This window comes from Candidatus Babeliales bacterium (genome assembly GCA_035288105.1).
In the GTDB taxonomy this organism is placed as follows: domain Bacteria; phylum Babelota; class Babeliae; order Babelales; family Vermiphilaceae; genus SOIL31.
Genome location: DATEAY010000081.1, coordinates 15,489 through 38,478 on the forward strand (window position 1 = coordinate 15,489; position 22,990 = coordinate 38,478).

Annotated in this window: 21 protein-coding genes and 4 tRNA genes; 14 read left to right on the forward strand and 11 right to left on the reverse strand. The window is 35.0% G+C overall.

Going from position 1 to position 22,990, the window contains the following annotated elements; all coding sequences use genetic code 11:
* Positions 1 to 2: 2 nt before the first annotated feature.
* The 6 genes from VJJ26_04830 to VJJ26_04855 form a co-directional block, all read right to left on the reverse strand.
* Positions 3 to 767: a glycerophosphodiester phosphodiesterase gene (locus tag VJJ26_04830; GenBank protein ID HLC07482.1), complete on the reverse strand. Its 765-nt coding sequence runs from the start codon at positions 765 to 767 to the stop codon at positions 3 to 5.
* 67 nt (positions 768 to 834) lie between these two features.
* Complete coding sequence (locus VJJ26_04835; protein HLC07483.1) at positions 835 to 1,176, reverse strand: HIT domain-containing protein; 342 nt, start codon at positions 1,174 to 1,176, stop codon at positions 835 to 837.
* 121 nt (positions 1,177 to 1,297) lie between these two features.
* Positions 1,298 to 1,383 (reverse strand) — tRNA-Leu (locus VJJ26_04840).
* 130 nt (positions 1,384 to 1,513) lie between these two features.
* Positions 1,514 to 3,472 carry a hypothetical protein gene (locus VJJ26_04845; GenBank protein HLC07484.1) on the reverse strand — a complete coding sequence of 653 codons (1,959 nt, stop codon included), beginning with the start codon at positions 3,470 to 3,472 and terminating at the stop codon, positions 1,514 to 1,516.
* Between the two features lie 27 nt (positions 3,473 to 3,499).
* Positions 3,500 to 4,687, reverse strand: a complete 1,188-nt coding sequence (locus VJJ26_04850; protein ID HLC07485.1) for a type II secretion system F family protein — start codon at positions 4,685 to 4,687, stop codon at positions 3,500 to 3,502.
* An 83-nt stretch (positions 4,688 to 4,770) separates the two neighbouring features.
* Entirely contained in the window at positions 4,771 to 5,058 is a 288-nt protein-coding gene (locus tag VJJ26_04855; protein HLC07486.1) for a DUF167 domain-containing protein, read from the reverse strand.
* 169 nt (positions 5,059 to 5,227) lie between these two features.
* Here VJJ26_04855 and VJJ26_04860 point away from each other — a divergent pair.
* The 7 genes from VJJ26_04860 (at position 5,228) to VJJ26_04890 (ending at position 9,877) form a co-directional block, all read left to right on the forward strand.
* Positions 5,228 to 5,318: transfer RNA gene (locus VJJ26_04860), tRNA-Ser, on the forward strand.
* 243 nt (positions 5,319 to 5,561) lie between these two features.
* Positions 5,562 to 5,638: transfer RNA gene (locus VJJ26_04865), tRNA-Arg, on the forward strand.
* A gap of 77 nt (positions 5,639 to 5,715) precedes the next feature.
* Positions 5,716 to 5,807, forward strand: a tRNA-Ser gene (locus VJJ26_04870).
* A 194-nt stretch (positions 5,808 to 6,001) separates the two neighbouring features.
* Complete coding sequence (locus VJJ26_04875; protein ID HLC07487.1) at positions 6,002 to 6,712, forward strand: hypothetical protein; 711 nt, start codon at positions 6,002 to 6,004, stop codon at positions 6,710 to 6,712.
* Positions 6,713 to 6,813: 101 nt separating this feature from the next.
* A complete protein-coding gene (locus tag VJJ26_04880) occupies positions 6,814 to 8,592 on the forward strand; it encodes a hypothetical protein (GenBank protein ID HLC07488.1) in 1,779 nt (592 codons plus the stop codon).
* 99 nt (positions 8,593 to 8,691) lie between these two features.
* Positions 8,692 to 9,279 carry a hypothetical protein gene (locus tag VJJ26_04885; GenBank protein HLC07489.1) on the forward strand — a complete coding sequence of 196 codons (588 nt, stop codon included), beginning with the start codon at positions 8,692 to 8,694 and terminating at the stop codon, positions 9,277 to 9,279.
* Positions 9,280 to 9,382: 103 nt separating this feature from the next.
* Positions 9,383 to 9,877 carry a hypothetical protein gene (locus VJJ26_04890; protein ID HLC07490.1) on the forward strand — a complete coding sequence of 165 codons (495 nt, stop codon included), beginning with the start codon at positions 9,383 to 9,385 and terminating at the stop codon, positions 9,875 to 9,877.
* Between the two features lie 59 nt (positions 9,878 to 9,936).
* Here VJJ26_04890 and gmd read toward each other — a convergent pair whose 3' ends face one another.
* Positions 9,937 to 11,040, reverse strand: a complete 1,104-nt coding sequence (gmd, locus tag VJJ26_04895) for a GDP-mannose 4,6-dehydratase (GenBank protein HLC07491.1) — start codon at positions 11,038 to 11,040, stop codon at positions 9,937 to 9,939.
* Positions 11,041 to 11,069: 29 nt separating this feature from the next.
* Positions 11,070 to 12,065, reverse strand: a complete 996-nt coding sequence (locus tag VJJ26_04900) for a GDP-L-fucose synthase (GenBank protein ID HLC07492.1) — start codon at positions 12,063 to 12,065, stop codon at positions 11,070 to 11,072.
* 136 nt (positions 12,066 to 12,201) lie between these two features.
* Between VJJ26_04900 and VJJ26_04905 the strand changes: the two genes are divergently transcribed.
* Genes VJJ26_04905 through VJJ26_04925 form a run of 5 tightly spaced genes read left to right on the forward strand, consistent with a single transcriptional unit; the run spans position 12,202 to position 17,233 of the window.
* Positions 12,202 to 13,689, forward strand: a complete 1,488-nt coding sequence (locus VJJ26_04905) for a glycosyltransferase family 2 protein (GenBank protein HLC07493.1) — start codon at positions 12,202 to 12,204, stop codon at positions 13,687 to 13,689.
* Between the two features lie 13 nt (positions 13,690 to 13,702).
* A complete protein-coding gene (locus VJJ26_04910; GenBank protein ID HLC07494.1) occupies positions 13,703 to 14,605 on the forward strand; it encodes a hypothetical protein in 903 nt (300 codons plus the stop codon).
* Positions 14,606 to 14,615: 10 nt separating this feature from the next.
* Positions 14,616 to 15,425: a hypothetical protein gene (locus VJJ26_04915; protein ID HLC07495.1), complete on the forward strand. Its 810-nt coding sequence runs from the start codon at positions 14,616 to 14,618 to the stop codon at positions 15,423 to 15,425.
* Entirely contained in the window at positions 15,409 to 16,542 is a 1,134-nt protein-coding gene (locus VJJ26_04920; GenBank protein ID HLC07496.1) for a hypothetical protein, read from the forward strand. Before VJJ26_04915 ends, VJJ26_04920 begins: the two co-directional genes overlap by 17 nt.
* Entirely contained in the window at positions 16,535 to 17,233 is a 699-nt protein-coding gene (locus VJJ26_04925; protein ID HLC07497.1) for an FkbM family methyltransferase, read from the forward strand. Before VJJ26_04920 ends, VJJ26_04925 begins: the two co-directional genes overlap by 8 nt.
* Before the next feature lie 241 nt (positions 17,234 to 17,474).
* On the opposite strand, the gene VJJ26_04930 is transcribed toward VJJ26_04925, so the two are convergent.
* Positions 17,475 to 18,257 (reverse strand): hypothetical protein, encoded by a 783-nt coding sequence (locus VJJ26_04930; GenBank protein HLC07498.1) that lies wholly within the window; start codon positions 18,255 to 18,257, stop codon positions 17,475 to 17,477.
* Entirely contained in the window at positions 18,244 to 19,254 is a 1,011-nt protein-coding gene (locus tag VJJ26_04935; protein HLC07499.1) for a hypothetical protein, read from the reverse strand. The genes VJJ26_04930 and VJJ26_04935 overlap by 14 nt, the downstream gene beginning before the upstream one ends.
* Positions 19,255 to 19,381: 127 nt before the next feature.
* Between VJJ26_04935 and VJJ26_04940 the strand changes: the two genes are divergently transcribed.
* Both VJJ26_04940 and VJJ26_04945 read left to right on the forward strand, forming a co-directional pair.
* Complete coding sequence (locus VJJ26_04940; GenBank protein ID HLC07500.1) at positions 19,382 to 20,404, forward strand: NAD-dependent epimerase/dehydratase family protein; 1,023 nt, start codon at positions 19,382 to 19,384, stop codon at positions 20,402 to 20,404.
* A 10-nt stretch (positions 20,405 to 20,414) separates the two neighbouring features.
* On the forward strand, positions 20,415 to 21,638 hold the full coding sequence (locus VJJ26_04945) for a LicD family protein (GenBank protein ID HLC07501.1): 1,224 nt from the start codon (positions 20,415 to 20,417) through the stop codon (positions 21,636 to 21,638).
* 27 nt (positions 21,639 to 21,665) lie between these two features.
* On the opposite strand, the gene VJJ26_04950 is transcribed toward VJJ26_04945, so the two are convergent.
* Positions 21,666 to 22,775, reverse strand: coding sequence for a hypothetical protein (locus VJJ26_04950; GenBank protein HLC07502.1), 1,110 nt, complete (start codon positions 22,773 to 22,775; stop codon positions 21,666 to 21,668).
* Positions 22,776 to 22,990: the final 215 nt, after the last annotated feature.

Genomic DNA, 22,990 nt, shown 5'->3' on the forward strand with positions numbered 1-22,990 from the left:
TGTTATAACAATTCACAATTCAACAACAAAAGATCACGAATATAATCAGGATAATCCGTAATAATCCCATCAACACCATAACCAAGCAGACGAATAAGATCATCTCTATCATTTATGGTATACACATAGACCAACATACCGCGGTCATGAATATCATCCACAAATGCTTTGGTTATAAATTCGGAATCTAAACCAACAACATCTGCGTTAACATCAGTTGCAGATGCTCCAAAACTAACTGGTATGCCATACATCAAGGCAACAATAATAATCCGGTCATTGAGAGCTTTAATTTCTTGTAATTGAGTATGATCAAACGACGCAATTAAAAAATCGTCATAACACCATTGTTTATTCTGAACATAATATTCAATCATACGCAAAATATCGCACGCAATAGCAGGGCTTTTTAGTTCAATATACAATTTTACTCGGCGGTCAACATAATCAAAAACCTCTGCTACCGTTGGAATTTGCTCAACACCGAGAACTTTCAATTGTTTCAACTCACTCAAAGTTTTTAAAGCAACGTAACCATTACCTGCAGTTAATCGATCAACTTGTGCATCATGGAACACAATCAATTCACCTGATGCGCACTTGCGAACATCAAATTCTATCATATCAGCATTGCATTCTATGGCTCGTTCAAATGAAGACAATGTATTTTCAATACAATGTCCAGATGCACCACGATGACCAATGACCACAATGGAATACAATGGTATGCAATATGACACAATAACTACTAAACTTATTATCTTCATACCAACCCTCTTTTATTTCAGCATATCTGAAAAAGAAGGTTTTTTTACATAAAAAAAAACTGATTATTTAAACATGATCAAAGAATTTTTGACCTGCAAGAAAATGAATGTGTAAATGAAAAACGCTCTGACCTGCGTCAAGACCATTGTTAACAGAAAGACGAAAGTCTTGTGAACCAGAAAGGTCTTCAGACAATTTTTTTGCCATCATCACCATTTCACCCACAAGAATTACATCATCCTGCTTGAGTGAATTAATATCAGCAATATGTTTTTTGGGAATAATAAGATAATGAATGGGAGTTTTTGGAGCGATATTATCAATGACAATAATATCTTTGGTTTCTGCTATTACCTTTGATGGCAATTGACCTGCGATAATTTTACAAAAGACACAGTTGTTATCCATTGCAACTCCACTCCTTTTTGTTTCTTAAGCGGGGTCCCCGCCGTCCTTCGACAAGCTCAGGATGAGCGGACATCGGTGGGGCAAAAAGTATGGCGCGCCATACGAAGCTTTACGCGAAGTATGGTGCCGAGGGTCGGACTCGAACCGACATGGTGTTACCACCGCGAGATTTTGAGTCTCGTGCGTCTGCCATTTCGCCACCCCGGCATTTCTTTATTTCAAACACACCATAAGGATACTGAAAAAGGCCCTAACCGTCAAATAAAAAGCCCCGCACAATTTGTGCGGGGCTAGTAAAAAGGTAGCTCATTCTATAAAACTATAATGATTAAATTATTTATGTTTCATCTGAAACACCTGATACACTGATCCAATCAACAAATCGACTACGTTTTTCCTCATCTTCAAACCACCACATTGCCGGACCCTGCTCAAGCTTAAATAAGCGCTCAAAAATACCAGGTTTAATTTCTTCAATTTTCACCTGATAATTGCCAAAAATACCACCGGTGTCCTTTTCCAATGTTATTGGTTTTTTTACATGTGTTGCGATTGCAACCAGCGCTTGAGGAAAAGCCGCAACATCTTGACCAAATTGATAAATTCGTTTTGCAGATTCGGCATCAACCGTTCCCTTATATGGCTCATCAATTAACACAAGCATACGATCACGTGCATCTGAGTGACGAATATCATCAAGCAGCTCTACCATTATCTTTTTTTCCGCCATGAATGTTGATAATCCACGCTTTAAATCTTCATGTGGTGCAAGACTTGTTTTGATATCTGAAAATAATGTTTGTTGTGCCCTTTTTGCTGGAACAATACACCACGATTGTGCTAAAACAGCTGAAACGCCAAATGTTTTTAGAATTGTTGATTTTCCACCACCATTAGGTCCGGTGATAATGATTTTACCTTGATTATTATTACCCAATATAAGATTATTGCTAATCGCCTGATCAGACGATAGCAAAGACAACCATGCATTGTGATATTGTAAAAATGGTTTTGGTGATTCTATAAATTCTGGAAAACTAAACCCAACATCCTGACTCTGACTCTCTTTGTATAACTGCGCAATAGAGCAATATGCATCAAGCAAGGCTACTGAATGCAAAAGAGGAATTAATGTTTTTTTCTTCTGCACAATATCTAAATGCATAGTCAACACATGTCCGCGTGAATAAAGAGGACCTGGTTTTTGCACAAAGCGTTGCGCTAATAATTTTTTTATAAAATCTGCTTTATCACTATCATACATATCATCAGCAAAATATGTCGCCAACTCAGGCGCTTGTTTAACAACCAACGCGCGTAATTTTTTTATTGCTTGCACACATTGTGCAACATCAGATACACGTTCTTGCAATTGGTTAAGCGTACGATGCATAGAAATAATACGCTGGCCAACAGAATAAATAGCACTTCCCCATTGATAATCAAAAAATACAGTTGGAATGCTGGCACCAACAAATGCTCCCAACTTACCAAAACTAGGCACAACAGACTGAAACACTCTCGGCAATCCTAATTCTGATGGATCTGCTATATAACCTCTGAAAAGTACATTATATCTATCTCCCCATGATCCATACGTAAATGCTTTTATATAGTCTTTGTAGGTATAACTGCCCTGATGAGGTTTAAGCTCCACAAGACCAGGAAAATGTTGTCTGAATGGAACTTCAAGCCCGGCGCGAATACCGCCCCAAATATCTATCTTTTCCTGTTCACTATAAATCCACTTTTGAAATTCAGCTGATAATCCGCCAAGAGCTAATGTAGCAATAAGATATTTCCATGAATTAAACATTTCCATCATGGTGCTCGCGTTGAGCGCAAGACTACTTTTATTTAATTCCCTAAAACCAACCGCTCTGTAATAAAACTGTTCTACACTTTGGTTTAATTGATCGTGCTTATCCCAGTATGCAAGCAAAGATTTTTCAATACGATGCACTCGTTCGAGTTGCTCTTGGAAAACACGCATATCTTCTTCATGTTCAATCAAAAAAGTAATAATTTTCTTTCGCTGTAACAATTCTTGTTTATCAGCAATGGGGTGTAACAATTGAACCAATCCCCATCTACCAAAAGATGTTTTTGTACGATCAAGTATAGTCACTAAACGATCCAATTGTAGCTCTTCCCACTCGCGTTTACCGATAATAGAAGGAGCCGGCGATACATATTCAACACGATCAAGGACATGTTCTGCATTTTTACTTAATGTTTGATCTGCGAGCGCAGTCTGAAAAAAAGAAATGGTCATCAATAATAAAACTAATACCATACAATCGTCCCCCTAAAAATATCTTTATTATAAAGCGTGAGAAAGCTGCATAATTGGCAAATACACTGCAAAAATCAAAGTCCCCACTAAAAGACCCAGCACAATAATAACTGCCGGCTGCAGTAAAAAAATAAATCTTCGTAAACTTTCTTCTAATTTGTCGCTATACACCAACGCAGCACCTTCGAGCGATTGTCCAAGAGTTCCTGATTCTTCACCAATATGAACTAATGCAACAACTTCGGGCAAAAAAACCGGCATAAGCGACATTGCACGGCTCAATAACTGCCCCGATGCAACCTCATCATGGAGCGCCATCAGTTGTGATTTCACTAGTAAATGATTCACTGCATTACTCACTATTGCAAGTCCCGATACTAAAGAGACACCACTATTGACCAACAATGCTAACGCCTGCAATGATTGACATATATGGTGTTGCCATGATAACACTCCAATAAATGGTATATAATCGATGATTTTGTTCCATGTTTTTTTACCAGAAGTCGTAAAATAATAATGCAAAGAAAAAATAGTAATCCCGAAAAAAATAAAAACATATATCATTGAACCACTACGAACAAAATCACTTACTTTAATCATAGAACGTGTCAGAGCAGGAAGTTCTTGCTGCAAAGAACTAAACATATCCGCAAAACGCGGAATAATAAAAACAAAAATAAAAAAACTAATGCCGACAAAAAACAGTAACGTTAACAATGGCATTGCGAGAGCCGAGCGAATGTTTTTATCAAAAGCATGCTGTTTATGAAAATAAAGCGATACATTTTCAACTGCATTAATCAAATTTCCCGATTCATGACCAGCGGTAAGCATAACAGTAACTATAGGATCGCACATTGTATCATATTTTTCAAAAGCTTTGCCAAAGGGAACTCCATGCTGAATATCTCGACTCACATTAAACAAAGTATCGTACATTATTGGGTTACAAGACTGTTGCGCAGCAATTTCAAGAACATTCGGTAATAATATTCCAGCTCGTAACAATTTTGCCTTATGCTTAAACAAATCACCTTTTATCTTAGCATTAATTGGCCATAAAATCGATGGGGCATACACAGATTTACAGTGCAACAAAGCAACTCCTCGTTGCAAAAGTCGTTCTGCCAAATCTTGCGAAGAATACGCTGCTTGCTTACCCTTTTGAGTTGTTCCCGCAATATCAACACCAATCCATTTAAAATACGGCATATTATTTAACCCCATGCTCTTTTTACCCGTTTTTCAATTGCTTATAATGGGTGCCCAATTGGAATGAAATGAAAATTGGGCTATTAAAACATATCCATCTGCCAGTCAATTCCAAGCAATTCTAAAAATTTATTAAACGTCATTTCGACGTCAATTTTAATGCGTTTTTTTCTTGCAAGTTCCCCTGAGACAATAGAAATCATATTTTGCGGAATATTCAATGCTTTTGAAAGGCTTTTTATGAGTTCAGCATTTGCCTTACCATTTTCTGCTGAACTTTTTAAATGACATTTCAGCTTACCGGATTTATCAAGCGACCAACCTTTTTTACTGGAACCGGGAGTAACTTTTACATCAAAAACAAGTGCCATTTTCTAACCTCCTAATCGATACATTTTAGGATTATCAGTGAGCTTAACTCAGCCCAAAATTAATATACAATACTTTAAAAAATGTTATATTTAAACGAAAGATTCATAAAGTTACTTGAAAAAATGGGAAATGACAGTATCCTTTTGAGTATATTGACATTATTGCACAGGAGAGATGGCTGAGCGGCCTAAAGCGCTTGCCTGCTAAGCAAGAGTCTGGGAAACCGGGCACGAGGGTTCGAATCCCTCTCTCTCCACCATACTTTTAACCCAACCTTCACTATCGTTTCGGTCGGGTACCCATTGGAAAGAATTGGAAATGGGTTTAAAGAGTATGCTATTCGTAGCTCATCAGAGCATAGTAGGGCTAAGTAAATAAAAAGTCGATAAAAAATATTGAAATATACGCGCCCCCTTCGACTTGCGTTTACTACTGAGCTTGTCGAAGTATCAGGATAAACTCCGCTCAATTGAGCTAGAACGATCAAATGTGGTAAAATTACGCGCCCGTAGCTCAATTGGATAGAGCGTCAGACTACGGATCTGAAGGTTGAAGGTTCGACTCCTTCCGGGCGCGCCATACTTTTAACCCAACCTACGCTAACGCTGCGGTCAGGTATCCGTAAAGAAAAAGAGTGTTCTTTTAAATAATTCGATGGAGAGATGGCAGAGCGGCCGAATGCGGCGGTCTTGAAAACCGTTATTCCGAGGGATCGGAATCGTGGGTTCGAATCCCACTCTCTCCTCCATAATTTTAACCCAATATTCACTTCGTTCCTATTGGATACCCACGAAAAAGAAGACAAAAATTATATCATCTATAGTTTTAATGAAGAGGAGTGTTCTAGGATATCTTTATATAACCCATAAACATTAAAAAATTATGATTAATTTATTATTCGTCCTCGTCCTTGCTACCACTTCCATTCATTCTCTATACAGTATGGACAATGAGCCTAAAGAACAACACAAATCAGCTGATCAAAGTGAAAGAAAAGAAAAGAGCAATTGGCCTTTCAGTAAAAAAAAATCCCACTCTGGTGAAAAAATTACCACTGCACAACAAAAACAAAAAGACCATTTCCAAAAAAGATCTTCATTACCTTCTATCCATGAAGGCAAAATTTTAAAATCAACACCGCTTGAACATGGATTAATTACTGCTGTTCGCAAGAACAACATCAACGGAGTAATATTTTATTTAAACAATCCTTACTTCAATCCAAATTTACAAAGAACTACTCCACTCCATTACGCCGCAACGTTCAAATTCACAGAAATTATAAATCTTTTTTTTCTTGATCCAAGAATAGATGCATCTACACGGAATATGAAAGGCAAAACTGCACGCGAACTTATTGTTGGTACAACTGATGAAGATTATGCATTGCGTAGAAAATTTTTCGCACGAGCTTCCCTGAATATGGTCGTAAATAGTCATGTTGATAAAATAAAACCTGCTTATGCATCAGGCTATATAGAACAAGAAATTATTAAAAAAACCGTAGAAATTATCATAAAAAAAGCCCGAGAAGATGAACAAAACCAACAAGCCGATCAAAAATTGCCTGATGCAGCACATTACCCTGATTATGCTACTCCCGAATTTGTTGAAAAAATGCTTCTTTTCCGAATAACTTTAACCGATAATTAATTTACTGCTCCCTTTTGTTGACGACATATTAAATAATAGTCATAATATTTAATAATAGATTTATACAACTTATAATACACCTCGTTGTTAAAAGGACAATTATGTATACTATCTTTCTGCTCATGTCTTCTTTTTGTCTATTATTTACCCAATCAGTGCATGCAATGGATCAAAAACCGCCACAACGCCCACCACAAGAAACACCTAACTATAAACAGCTTCCTTTGTCTTCTTTACCAAAAAACAAACAAGAAGAACAAAAACTTAAAGGTGAACAATCTAAACTTAAACCTATACGCCCACATCTGTCACGTTCTCTTTCACCACATAACGAAATACCGCGCAACATTTTTAAAAAAACCTCAAGTAGCCGTTTAGAGGTTCCAACCCCTCCAAGAGAAAGAAGCACAATAGAAACAGAAGACCGAAAACCAAGAAATGAAAAACGTTCATCACCAAAGCGCTCTGCCTTTTCCATGTCTCCACATAAATCTAAAGAAGATAATGAAAAAGAAAAATCCTCACGCCCTATCTTCTCATTGCATTCGAGAACACACAAAAAAGAAAACACCGATGAAAAAAGGTCTCCAAGCTCCGATTCAGCAATACTCAACACTCCTCGTACTTCTGCTTCTCCTAGCGTATCTCCTAAAAAAAATAATAACTATCTGAATGATGATAACTACTTAGTAGATGCAGCACGTAAGGGAAAAATAAGTATTATAAAAAATTTTCTTGATGACCCTGAAATTAACCCTAATCAACAAACTATAGGAACAAGAAATACTTTGTTCCATATTGCAGTAATTCAACGTAAGAAAAATGAAGAATTAATATATTTATTCCTTCATAATCATCGCGTCGACATCTTAATTAAAAATGAATATAAATGTGCACCATATCAGTGCTTTGATGGACGTGAAATAATAAAATATCAAAACTTACATAACGCATTGAAGTCAAGAGCAACATTAGATCAAACGGTTAATGCACTGTTGATGGTAAATCCAGAATTTATACAACAAAGTTACTCTGATGACAATATCCTTAAAAAAATATACCAAGTAAAAATGAGAATTACTGACTTACCACTTTATGCCACTGCTACATTTATTCTTGCAATGATTCGTAGTCGGATTCAATATAAATTACCAATCATAAAAATGTTTTTTGATAATCAAGCGAAAAATCTTAGTGAACAAGATGAATATGGTAATACCTGTTTTCATCATACCGCGTCTTTACGTGATAAAGAAATGATGCAAAAATTGGTAGAAACACCAATCAGTAGTCTCATCAAAAATGCGAACAATCTACTTGCTCATCAATTAATTCCTTCAACAGAAGAGTCTTCTTCAGAATTACGACATATGCTATTCGCAAGAAACAGCTTGGATTTCTTGATTCAAGAACACATTACATCTTTACTTTTGACACATCCAATACTTAGCCAATTAACAGTCAAAAATGAATGGTTTCAACAAACAACAAAAGAGATAAGAGATACCTATGCAAAAATCGAAAATGCTCAGGCAACAGAAGATAGACAATTACCAAAAGAAACATCCTTTCCAAAATATGCAAATGATCAATTTCTTTTAGACGTTTTCCTTTATCGTATGCAAGATAAAAAACCAAAAGAACTAAAAGTATGTTTCAAAACAGAAGAGGAAGAAAGAAGCGACTTCATTGTACAAATAAAACCTAGGATAGCGCCACAAACAACTGCCGGAATAAAACAACAAAAAAATGCTTTAGCAATACTTGATGATATAATGGCAGGAAAGCTTGATGATTCACCAGAAGATACTCCTTTGATAGGATTAGACTCTTCATCTTCTTTGCACGGTCAAACAGGAGACAAAACGCCAAGGTCATAGTAACAATGATCCCTCTTTATTTACTTTCTTGACCTACCAACAAAAAAATAGTGTGCTAATTATGATAAAAAAATTATTTATCATAAAAAAAGGAAGCTCATGAAGTTAGCATATCTCGCACTTGCCAGCACACTTGTTTCTTGCATGCTCTATACAATGGACACAGTCGATAAGAAAAAAAGGAAAAAGGCCATTCCCGCCACGATACTCATTGAACAAACAGTTAATAAAATTCCTTTTAAGGGAAAAACAAAAAAACTTTCTGAATGGATAAGACAGGATGGTAATAGGACCTTTGGAAAAACTCGTCTATTTACATTAAGCAAATATGGCAAACTAAAACAAACAGCAACTATTAAGGATATTGAACTAGCACAAATAGAAGATGGTTTAAAGATAAGAAGCTGTGTTTATGTAACTAATTTAGAAAAAGTATTGCTCAAAAATAATCGACACCTTTATCTTGGGGCACTTATCATGTATAAGGGAAACTGGCCCCATGCAAAAAGTGTCTCAACAATATTCGAAGAATATTATCGACTAAATATTCCAATACAAAATCGTCCAAAAAAACTTCTTGTGCATACAGAAAGACCTTCAATGGTAGAACCTCTTACGCTGCCTAAAAAACCTGGTAGCTCAACTCCTCGTAGAAAAAAATCCGTAATAAAAAAAATTACCGATTAAGAAAGAAAACTTAATCCTACTACGAGAATGTCGAATTTTGCTTAGTAAAAATAAACAAAAGGGCAATTAATTATTGTGTGTTTCATAACCAAAAAGGAATCGTATGAATTTAAAATATTTTTTCCTCATGAGCGCACTTTTTTCATTTGTTGTTCAATCGCAACACATTGAAAACTCATCAACAAAAATTACGTTCAATAAAAAAAGGAAACCTTTTTTTGAATGGGTACGAGATAATAAAAACGAAGCATTTGGAGCAACAGCCATTATAATCACAAACACCAATAAACCGCCATTCGAAAAAAAGGGTAGCATCAAAACATTAACAAAAGACAATTACCAACTTATTACAAAAGGATTTTCTTTTTATTGTAGTAATATAAAAAAGAAAAATGATGTTGATTATGGTGCCATTATAATCAACCCTAATCAACATCATTTCGATGCTAAACTTGCCAAAAAAATGTGTATCCAAATAAGAGACTCATATATCGTCAAAAAACTTCCTAACAACGTTTTTTCTTATGACGAAATTTCATTAGAATCAGATGGATCAGACGAAACAGAAGCAACAGATCTTGTCAAACAAGGACTATAATTTAGTTATCTTGTAAAACTACAACAAGCGATGAAGAAACTTCATCGCTTGTTGTAGTTTTACAGTGATTTTTGTAAAATTTTAAGCTCATGATCTATCATTTCTTTTATCAATTCTTTGAACGTTGTCTTGGGTATCCAACCCAGCATTTTATATGCCTTGCGACAACATCCAATCAACACGTCAACTTCTGTTGGTCTAAAATACCGTGAATCAATAAATATTAATTCTCTACCTGTTTTTCGATCATACCCAACTTCGTTGATTCCACTACCTTTCCATGCAATATCTATACCAACTTCTGCAAAGGTAAGTTCCACAAATTCTCTTACTGAATGGTTCTCTCCTGATGCTATAACAAAATCATCTGGTTCGTCTTGCTGTAAAATAAGCCACATGGCCTCAACATAATCACGAGCATGTCCCCAATCACGCAATGCATCTAAATTACCTAAAAATAATGTATCCTGTAAATCATACGCTATACGAGCCGCTGCACGCGCAATTTTACGAGTTACAAATGTCTCTCCACGAATAGGAGATTCATGGTTAAAAAGAATCCCAGAACAAGCAAATATACCATATGCTTCTCTATAATTTTTGGTAATCCAGTATGCATATAATTTAGAAACTCCATACGGAGAACGAGGATAAAAAGGTGTACTTTCAGTTTGTGGTATTTCTTGTACCAACCCAAACATTTCACTAGTAGAAGCCTGATAAAATTTTATTTCTTTTTCCTCACCTACAATTCTGATTGCTTCAAGTATTCGTAATGGTCCCAATGCATTCACATCTGCGGTATACAACGGCATTTCAAATGAAACCTGTACATGGCTTTGTGCAGCTAAATTATAAATTTCATCCGGCTGAATTTCTTTGATAAGACGAGTAATATTGGTAGCATCAGTTACATCTCCATAATGCAGAAAAAATTGACCTTTATAGCGAGAATCATTATACAGATGATCAATACGTATCGTATTTATGGTCGAAGTACGCCGCTTGATACCATGAACTATGTATCCCTTATTTAACAAAAATTCAGAAAGATATGCACCATCTTGACCATTCACCCCCGTAATCATTGCTACTTTCGCTAAAAGACCATGTGAACAAAGTAAAAAAAATGATAATAAAACACCACCATTAAGTCTAATCATCGATACTCCTTTTTAGTCTACCGAAAAACTTAACCGAAAATTCCATTGGTATGACACCATGATACAGTTTCTTTCAGCCCATCTAAAAGAGAAATCTGTGGTTGCCATCCCATGTTCGTTAATGTATCAATGTTGAGTAATTTACGAGGAGTACCATCAGGTTGAGAACTTTTCCATACAATTTCGCCCTCATAACCAATGATGTTTTTAATTAATGTAACAAGTTCACGAATAGAAAGATCTTTACCCGACCCTATATTAACAATATTATTTCCATCATACGTATTCATTAATAATAGTAATGCCTGCGCTAAATCATCAACATGTAAAAATTCACGCAATGGGTTACCAGTTCCCCAAACTTCGCAGTATGGACTATTATTTTTATAAGCGTTATAAATTTTTACCAGTAAAGCAGGAATAACGTGCGATGACTCTAAATCAAAATTATCATTGGGCCCGTACAAATTGGTGGGCATTACAGCAATAAAAGATATCCCATATTGCTTGTTATAGTATTCGCACAACTTTAGGCCTGCAATTTTGGCTATTGCATACGCTTCATTTGTTTTTTCCAGTGGAGATGTTAAAAGATATTCCTCTTTAATTGGCTGAGAACATTCACGAGGATAGATACAAGAAGAACCTAGAAAAACCAATTTTTTTACGCCATGCTTATACGATTCATGAATAACGTTAGTTTGAATTGCCAAATTATCATAAATAAACTGAGCAGGATATGTGTTATTTGCATGAATACCACCTACTTTTGCCGCGGCCAAAAAAACATATTCCGGTTTTTCTTGATCAAAAAAATTTCTTACTGCCTGCTGATCACGTAAATCAAGTTCAGATGAAGTACGTCCTATTATATTGGTATAACCTGCAGATAGAAGACACCGTACAATTGCTGACCCCACTAAGCCTTTATGTCCCGCAACATAAATTTTTGCGTCTTTCATCATAGAAAACATTGTTGATGAAAAAAGAAAAAAACAAACATATAAAAATCGAATTTGTGCCATAGCAGCCCCTTCGTTATAAGGTTACAAAATAGTTTCAGTGTCAACCTTTTTTACTTGACATAGTCTCGCACAAATTGTTAAAAAAAATCAAAGAAGATCTACTTCAGTATCAAAATCAAAAAAAAAGGATAGTAAAATGAAGTCTTTTACTTACAAAAAATTATTCCTTTATGTGCTACTCCTACTGATTCCAATTCCCTCTTGGGCAAACAACTTATCATCTACCGAAAAAAGTTTTGTGATAGTTATCCCCTCATACAATAATCAAAAATGGTATGCCCGCAATCTACAGTCAGTACTTTCGCAAGATTACCCTCATTTTAGGGCAATATACACAGATGATTGCTCTCCGGATAATACAGGAAAACTGGTAGAGGCATACCTCGAACTTAATGACCCTCATAACACAGTAACTCTCGTAAAAAACAAAGTTCGACGAGGAGCTCTTCATAATCTCTATACAATGATCCATTCTTGTGATGATGATGAAATTATCGTTACTCTTGATGGAGATGATTGGTTCCCTGATGAAGATGTACTAACGCGACTGAATACTGTTTACTCATCTAGGGAAATATGGTTGACCTACGGGCAATTTCAGCTGCATCCTTCGGGTATACGCGGTTGGGCATCGCCAATGCCTGATTACATTGTAGAAAACAATGCATTTAGAGATTTTCAACACCTACCTACTCACTTACGTACCTTTTATGCGTGGTTATTCAAAAAAATAAAACTCGAAGATTTATTACATCTAGGTGTATTTTACCCCATGACATGGGATATGGCCATGATGTTTCCTATGATAGAAATGGCAAGCGAACGTCATCAATTTATTCCTGAAATCATGTATACCTACAATGATGAAAACACAATCAGTGACCATCATGTCAGTAGACAATTACAAGCACATTTAGCACAAATCATCAAAAAGAAGAATCGCTACAAACGACTCCCAGATAGACCAACAAAACCCCGACATAACTACGAACTAAAAACAGATGTCATCATTTTTGCGCAAAAACCAAACACACTTATACAACTATTAGAATCTTTAAAAATGTATGTAACAGGAGTTGATCGCACTTTTGTAATGTATAAACCAATGTCACTCTTGGAAACAGACGAATACAATGCTATTAAAACTTTATACCCCACAATAGAATTCTGTCTTATTAGTGATCACAGAAGTAATTTTAGAGATGCACTTTTTGCTCTGTATCAAAAAGCAGAAAATAACTATATCCTTTTTGCCAAAGGTGATGCATTCTTTCAAAAACCATTGTCTCTGAGCACATGCATTAATACTTTACAAGAAACATCTGCATATGCTTTTTACTTTAAACTGAATGCTGAAGATGGTATGCGCAGTTATCAAACACTGCCATTGGTAGAGTATAAGGATACTATTTTCGTATGGAATTTTGCTCTTGCACGCGATAAATGGTCATCTGCCAATTCGCTCGATCTTGTTCTCCATAAAAAAACAGATTTTCTTGCTCAAGCCTTACAAAGTCATTATGACCTCACACCAAACGGATTAGAAGCTGTATGGGCAAATGAGGGAAATCTCGATCGTCTAGGTTTATGTTTTGGTGAAAGCACAATTTTATTACATCTATAAAAAAAGGATTTTATTGAAAAAAAATATATTTTTTTTATTTTTATTCTTACAAAATATATCATATATTCAACCGAATCAGACAAGTCAGTTTAAAGCTGATTTGGTGATTTTTTCATATGATCGCCCTCTGCAACTCTATGCATTACTTGAATCGCTTTATCTGTACACAACTGATATTAATTCAATAGCTGTTGTCTATCGAACAAGTGACGATCGTTATTATGCAGCATTCAATGCTGTAGCCCTACAATTTCCTGATGTACAATTTTTACATCAACAATCTATTCATGATTTTAAAACATTAACACTACAAGCTCTTGAAAGTTCAAGTTCAGACTATGTTGTATTCGCCGTCGACGACAATATCGTAAAAGATACTATTTCACTGAATGAATGTATTGATTGGCTTGAAAAAACAGATGCCTATGGTTTTTATTTAAAACTTGGAACACATCTTGACTATTGTTACATGGAAAATACACCTCAGGCTGTTCCCCCTTACAAACACATTCACAAAAATATTTTGTCATGGGAATTTGAAGCTGGAGAAAAAGATTGGTGCTATCCAAATACGGTTGATATGACACTGTACAGAAAAAAAGATTTGCTCCATCTTTTTCAATCGCTAGAATATAAAAATCCTAATCTTCTTGAAGGTAACTGGGCTGCATGGTGGGTAAAACACAGAGCTCCAAGTTCTATCGGACTTTTTTATGGAAATTCAAAGATAATCAATATACCACTTAACAAAGTTCAAACGGTTAATATCTTAAACCGTGATATGAACCTTTATGCACCACAGGAACTTTTAGAAAAATTTGAAGCTGGATACAAAATGGATATTGCACCACTGTATCACATGAAAAATAAAGCGGTACACACCGAATACGAACCAACTTTTATATTACGAAAATAAAGGATACATAATGACATTATTTGGAAAAAATATCCGCTCTATATCACTTCTTGTTCTATGTACACTGTTTTCCCTTCAGGGAAACCAACTCCATATTGGTTTATGTATCATGGCAACAGGAAAATATATTGCATTCGTCAAACCACTACTTGATTCTGCAGAAAAGTATTTTTGTCCTGAGCATACAAAAACTTACTTCATTTTTACCGATGGTACACCGTCAGCAGTAGAAGAATTACTGCAAAGTCCCTATAACGATAGAATCGTTATTACCTATCAAAAGAGACTTGGCTGGCCCTATGACACGTTAATGCGGTTTTCAATATACCACCAACATAAAGATTTATTTGCAACAACTGATTACATGTTTGCAACCGATGCAGACATGCTTTTTGTTGATACAGAGGGCAACGAAATTTTACATGATCGTGTTGCAACACAACATCCAGGCTTTGAAAAGAATAAACCTTTGTGGGGGAGTGAAACACCCTATGACCGCAATCCAAAATCTACCGCATACATATCATATAATACGGGAACTCATTATTTTGCAGGAGGTTTTTATGGAGGAATTACAGCAGAATTCATCAAGATGGCAGATATTATTACACATAACATTCTTACAGACCTTGAAAAATATCAATATGTTGCCATATGGCATGATGAAAGCCACTTAAACCGTTACTTTATCGACAATGTACCAATCATAATGCTTGATCGCTCATATTGCTATCCAGAAAATGGTCAGCAAAAAGGATATCCTGATTGTTCTCCCAAGTTGTTAGCTTTAGATAAAAATCACAATGAAATTAGAGAATAAAATGCCGACTATCAAAGACTTTTTCTTACTCATTATTGTTTTCTTAAACATAATGTACACCCCATATGCTTTATCATTACATATTTTACATCTTAGCTTCCATAGAGGATGCATCAGTGAAATTAACCTTATAGCTCAACAATTAGGAGCTGAAGTTACGTCAATCTTTATCCCAAATCTAGCACCCAAAGAATTTGATGGAAAATCTGCTGGAAATGTTCTCTATAATATTGGACATGAACGAGCCCTCAATGTATGGAACAAACACAAAGACTATTTTAATCAATTTGATGCAGTGATTACTTCTGACACAGCACCACTTTCAAGAATTTTCTTACAAAACAATTACACAAAACCGCTGATTATTTGGATTTGTAATCGTTTTGATTACGCAGACAACAGTAGCTTGGATTGCACATTTCCTGATGAAGAATATTATGAGCTTTTACGCCAAGCAAAGCATAAAAAAAATGTATATACCATTCCCTATAACGCCTTTGAATCTTTTTATGCTGCGCAAAAAAATGTTACTTTTAACAACGAAGTAATTCAACCAAGCGGAATTTTTATTACACAGAACAAACAATCTGCTATTCCCAGACACATAGATAAATCAAAAACATTCTTCATACCACCATACCTTAACGATTTATCTATGAATCTTACACAAAAATGCTCACAATTAGGAATTGAAGCATATAACGGAAGATATAACGGACCAAGCGATTTAGAAGGATTTAAGGGTATTATCCACATACCATATAATTGGTCCAATCTTGCATTCTTTGAAAATATGCAAAGTAGTCTGCCATATTTTATTCCTTCTATTACCTTTATGATTACACATTTTGATAAGAACACTATTTGGTGGGCTAACGGTAACTATTTCAAAAAAAATTACCATTTTGCAGAATGGTACAACAAAGAAAACAGCGAAATAATCACCTATTTTGATTCATGGGATGACCTTAAATATAAAATTGAATCAACGGATTTTGACGCGCTACAAACAAAAATAAAACAATATGCGCAAACTCATAAAAATAACGTACTTCATAAATGGAGAGCTATTTTTGATATGATTGCTCATAACAAGGAGTGTACTGCTGATGTTTAAATCATATACTTTTCGTATAATCATAACTCTACTTATTCCTGTGTACAGTATTCATGTACATGCAATAGGAGAGCCTGTACCATGGATATTGCTCAAAAAAATATTACCAGCTAACCCAATAATCATTGAAGCCGGTGCTCAATTTGGTGAAGATACTCAGTGGATGAGTCAATTGTGGCCTCAAGGTAAAATTTATGCATTTGAACCATCACCAGAATCATTCGCAGAGTTACAAAAAATCGCAGCTAAGTATCATAATATCACTGCTACACAAATTGCTTTATCAAATACCAAAGAAGAATTACCTTTTTACTTGGCCGGTGGAGCAAGCTCTCTTTTAAAACCACAGGATTCTTTTAACAATGATTACTTTCATTCAGACTTAAATCATCCGATCATTGTGCCTGTCGTTACCCTGGATGAATGGGCAGCAAACAACAATGTCACTACAATTGATTTTATGTGGCTTGATATGGAAGGTAATGAACTGAACGCACTGGAAGGTGCACTCAATTCATTACAAAATGTAAAACTTATTTACACCGAAGTAAATTTGCAAAAATTTTGGCATGGTTGCGCCATGTACGATGATGTTAAGGCATGGATGGAGAAACACGGTTTTACGGAAATATGGTCAGATATAGTTCCCCATTGGCATGGCAATGTTTTGTTTATCAACACAAATCTTTAAATTGTCTTTTTTTAAGCTAAAACTTTATTCTCACTCCGCTCGCCCTGAGTGTTTTTGCTTTGCAAAAAGGTATCGAAGGGTAATCTTAGAAATGATAAATATCTTTTTGAGATGTCCATAAATAGCAATAATATTAAAACATAAAAGATTTTTATTAACAGACACCCTTCGATACATTTTTGAGAACAAAAACACTCAGGGCGAGCGGAGTTGCTAGCTCTGTTTTCTTTAGAATTCAGTTTTAATCTGTTTTTTGCAAAATCACCTGATATTCATCAGCAATAATTGTAAACCCATGGGCAAGAAAATAAGGAATAGAATATTTAGCCTTGCCCAACTCTGATGTTTCCCCAAATTGTTTTGGTGTTTGATTGCGCACATCATCTATCAAAATTATACCATTCGGCGCCAACAAATTTTGCTCAACAATAACTTGTGCTTCTTCCAATTGTAACAAGGCTGTCGGTTCTATTGGTGTCATGTCTCCTGTATCAACATAGAGTAAATCAATACTTTGTGGTGCACATTTTTTAAGAAAATCTACTGAAGAAGTAACATGATAGAATAGATAATCACTAAAATCAGCTGTTATTATTTTACAACGCTCAATATGTGCTGAAATAATATCAATAGTATGAATCGTTGGATTAAGATGCGACAAACATTCTGCCGCCATTCTTGTGAAAAAACCCGCTCCCCAATCCCAATTTTTTGGTTCATCTGGCGTCCAATACTGTACATCATCTTGATTACACCCGGCAAGTCCGCCATGCACAAAGCTCCTTGATGTGCCAAGCTCAACCACTACATGCCCATTATTATTTTTAAAGTGTTCAAATGCCATTTTAAACGTATGATAACGAGACTGTGGTTTTATCCTAAAATGTGACCAATCATAACCAACATACGTTCCTTGCTCCAAATAATTTTTATATTTATCCAGCACTCGATCAATGCTGTCATCAGCATTAACCAACAAAAAGTTACATAATAAAATAAATCCACACATCTTATTTAACTTCATTTTCTTCCTTTATATTGAGTGCCCTTTGCATAAACGTAAGTAACATTTCAATACGATTTATATACGTATGATTATTTTTCACAAAATCCATTAATTCATATAATTCACTTATCGGCGTATTATCTATGTGTGCTTTAGCATCATAAAATAATTGATACGTATCTGGATTATAAACAACTTTGCCTTTAAAAAGATCATACACAATTTTGTTATTAGTAACCCCCCACTGTCCATAACTTATGTTTTTAAATATTCTGCACGGGATATAACCCTTTTCACATTGATACGGCCCTTGTATCGCTGGTGCCATGTAAGATGTTGCAATTAAATCAATATTTTCTTCTCTAGAAACATTAATTTTATGATTAAATACAACATCATTCTCTCTACACGCCTTTTTAAATCCTGCTAACTCAACCTGATTACCAAATCGTCCACCACCTATTGTCCCAACCCAACTAATAATGGATCTTTGATTATCTTTTATGCGATGTTGTTTTACTCGTTCAATTTCATGTGGTAATAAATCTGTTGCCCATGGCATAAAAATCATTTTTTCTTTACTATTGCAATAAATACAATCTCCTAATTTTTCTGGCGCATAAGGCAAGCAATCATCCGTATACACTTGCAATAAAATACATCGATTATTGTTAAATAATTCTTGATAATTATCTGAATTCCAATTATGTACAATATAATAACAATCTTGTCGTTTTGGCATTTCTCCATCAACCTGACCTTCTGTTATAAACAAAGCATTATGGAGATCCACATGTTGCATCTCATCTTGATTTTTTACCCAATACACCTCATAGCCAAGATGCTTAAATGCGCGGTAAAAACCCTCATGAATGTATGAATGAGTGTGTGAATGTAATGGATGCCCCCATATAATTACCTTGGAAAAAAAAGACAGTTTACCATGTGCTAAAAAAGGAAAACTTATACAGCACAATATATAAAGATACAAAATAGTATTTTTTGTTACTATCACACTAATTCTCCATACTTTGAATAGTACTTTTTTCTATAGTATTATCACACCATAAAAAAAAACTCTATATTTTTCTCCCTTTATCTTTCTACAATGGTTCTAAAAGAATGCATATAAGGGAGAAATTATGAAGCATACTCTTAATTTTAATGTATTGACTATTATAAAAATAATAGTCGCGCTCGTCTTACAACACAATATTTTCTTGCAATCACATTCATTATCTAACGAACCTGCTTGTTTTTATAAAAACATTCCCGTTTTAGTCACAGGAGGATGTGGTTTTATTGGATCTCATCTTGTCGAAAAATTAGTTGAACTCGGAGCACAAGTATCAATTTTGGATGATTTAAGCTCTGGTAACGAAGCAAATATATCTGTTGTAGCTGATAAAGTTACCTTACTACGTAGCAGCATCACCGATTTTGAAACATGTCTTGCGGCAACCAAAAATAAAGAAATTATTTTTCATCTTGCCGCATTTATATCGGTGCCTGCGTCCGTTGACAATCCTTACAACTGCCATGAAACAAATGTTACAGGAACACATAACTTACTTGAAGCCGCACGAATTAACAATGTAAAACGATTTGTCTTTTCATCTACGTGCGCTATATATGGCGACTCTCAGTTGCAATGTAATGAGGAAATGAAATCAACTCCCACATCTCCTTATGGTTTTTCAAAACTAATTGGAGAAACATATTGCAAAGAATATACAAAAGTGTTCAATATGGAAACAGTGATAATGCGCTATTTTAATGTTTATGGTCCTCGCCAAAATCCTCATGCATGCTATGCAGGTGTTATTGCAAAATTTACACATAATATGGAACATGATCTTCCTATCACTATTTTTGGTGATGGTACCCAAACACGCGACTATGTACCTGTGCATACTGTTGTTGAAGCAAATATATTTCTTGGCATGTGCGAAAAAAATCATATTCAAGGAGAAGTCTTCAATATAGCAACGGAAAGAAGTATTACTGTGCTCGAACTAGTAGATATACTCAGAAAAAAATATACTCTTTATAAAGGTAATATTATATTTATGCCTGCACGAGCAGGAGATGTAAAACATGTTGCTGCTGATTGTTCAAAATATATGAATTTATACAATCGAATGACATACGTATCAACTTATTAGGATAATACAAATGACCATAACACTATTATTAGCTGCTATTTTTTTTATCAGTAATAGCCAAACTACTACTGCTATGCCTCCCAGACTTGATCAATTTGATCATATCGTTACTACAGAACCATGGCTCTTAAAAGATGAATCATCACCACATATTGATCGTAAAAAAATTATTAAAAACAATGCTCTAATGCCCGAAGCTTGGTATCTTCACCTTTATCAACTTATGAAAGATACCCATGAACTTTTTACTCTTTACAAACTTGAGTATTGGATACAAGGTGGTACATTACTTGGCACAGTTCGTCACAAAGGCATTATTCCCTGGGACGATGATATTGATATCAATCTCAAATTGGACGACAAAGAATTATTTATTTCGCTAATCCCTCTCTTAGAAACACTTGGCTACGAAGTATCACCTGTATGGTTTGGATATAAAATTGCAGCTCATGAAGTGTTTACGTTCGGTGATAAAAAGGGAGCTCCATGCATAGACATTTTTTTCACCATAGAAAAAGATGGAAAAGTTTACTATGACAAACATTGGATGAAAAGAGACGATGAACCAATTTATATAACAAAAGAAGAACTGTATCCCTTAAAAATTTATTCTTTTGGTGAAACAATAACTTTAGGACCAAATAATCCCGTTCCTTATCTTAATGCATCATTTTCACCAGACTGGCCCCACTACGCCAGAATATGGAACCATTTTTCTCACATTCAAGAAGAACGAGAACTCACTCAAGATGATATGATTGCTGCACAACCAACAGGACCTCTTCTTGATCGGGTATTGACCAATCCAATGAATTCTATTCGTATATACGCAAGCATGGTAGGTGACTTATTCCATTATGGACACGTAACATTTCTTAAGCAAGCACGTACTTTAGGTACTCACCTTATAGTAGGAATAATACCTGATGATGTAGCAACTACATATAAAAGACAACCAATTTTACGACAAGAAGAACGCATAAAAGTAATCTCTGGGTGTCAATATGTTAATGAAATCATTGCCAATGCACCACTTGCTATTACTAAAGATTTTATTGCACAACATAATATTGATTTTGTGGTTCATGGAGATGATTTTACACAAGAGCAACTTCAAACGTACTTCGCTGACGCAATTGCTCTTAATATCATGCGCATAACTCCCTACACAAAAGGAATCTCTACTACTCAGATCATTGAGAGAATAAAAAACAGCCTCATCGAAAAACGATGAGGCTGTTTTCTGCATTTCTTTATATAATTAATGCTTAGAATAATATCTGAAAGTAGCTGCTGCTAAATAAATATCTCCTGTATATTCTAAACCAACTGTTGGAGCAATACGAGTAAGAGAATATAAAGCAAATTTATGTTTTGCTATCACTGATTTATCCAAAGGAATTTTTACCATGAGATACCTAACATCATTCAAACCACTTGGTTGAGTAACAGTGAAATTGTCTGAATCAATTGTTTGAGTAAATGTTGGAACTGGATCTGAGATATTGAAATCATCACCTGCTTTTATGTATTCAGCATTCACCCTAATACGTGCATTGCCATTTGGCACTGATTGCTGTTTAACCAAGAAATGTAATTCTAAGCTTACTGGTTTATTTCTTTTGTAATTAGTCGGTACAGCAAACTGCACATTAATAGGAGATTGCACTAAACTGCTTTGAGACATAATCCATGCGTTAATGCTTGGAGAAGAAACTCCTGTTCCAAAAATCATACTCGGACTACTCAACAATGAGTTTGTCATCATATTTGCATTAAACACTATATTAGCAGGTGATACGCGAGTAGATTGAGCATCTCTTGCCGCAAACTTACTTGGCAGATATTCTGATGCAAAATCAATCTTACCATTGCCACATAATACTACATTTTGATTATACGTTAATTCACTGCTCAAATAGAGCATGTCTGCCGCAATTGAATCATCGCTCAAACAACGAGTAACAAGCGATACTGGCCATGATGCGAAACGAGCATTACTTTCTGTTGCAAGCAACATAGATTCATTCTCTAAACTAGCTACATATTGATGCAGATAGCACGTAACTGCATCTTTTTGTGCGCTATGTCTAAATATATTTCCATCTTTTTGAACTACGGCCATGGCTTCTTCTACAGCTTTACGAACCATTTTATCAGAAGTAAGTATTCTATTTTCTCTAATAACTGAATACAAATCTTCTAGATAATATATTTTTTCTGTATCTTGAGCACCTTCACAAATAGCGGTTACACACTCTCTTAGTGCCGATGGAATGTAGGCAAAAGTGCCATACGATAAAGAAGGGAAAAGAAACAAAACACTAAAGAATAGTGTTTTAGAACTACGAGCAATTGTCTTGTCTTGCATTAGATCTCCTTTGAAAAAAAACTATACCATTACTATAAAACATCCTAGTCCATAAAAACTTACTAGTCAATTCTGTACGAACATATACAAAAATTGCAATAGTTTATACTAAATTTTTAATGTCCTCTATGTATAACTTGAATTTTGGACAAGTCTATTTGATAACAATTACCATATTAAAATATTTTTTTAAATAAAAATAGGAAGTGTGTACA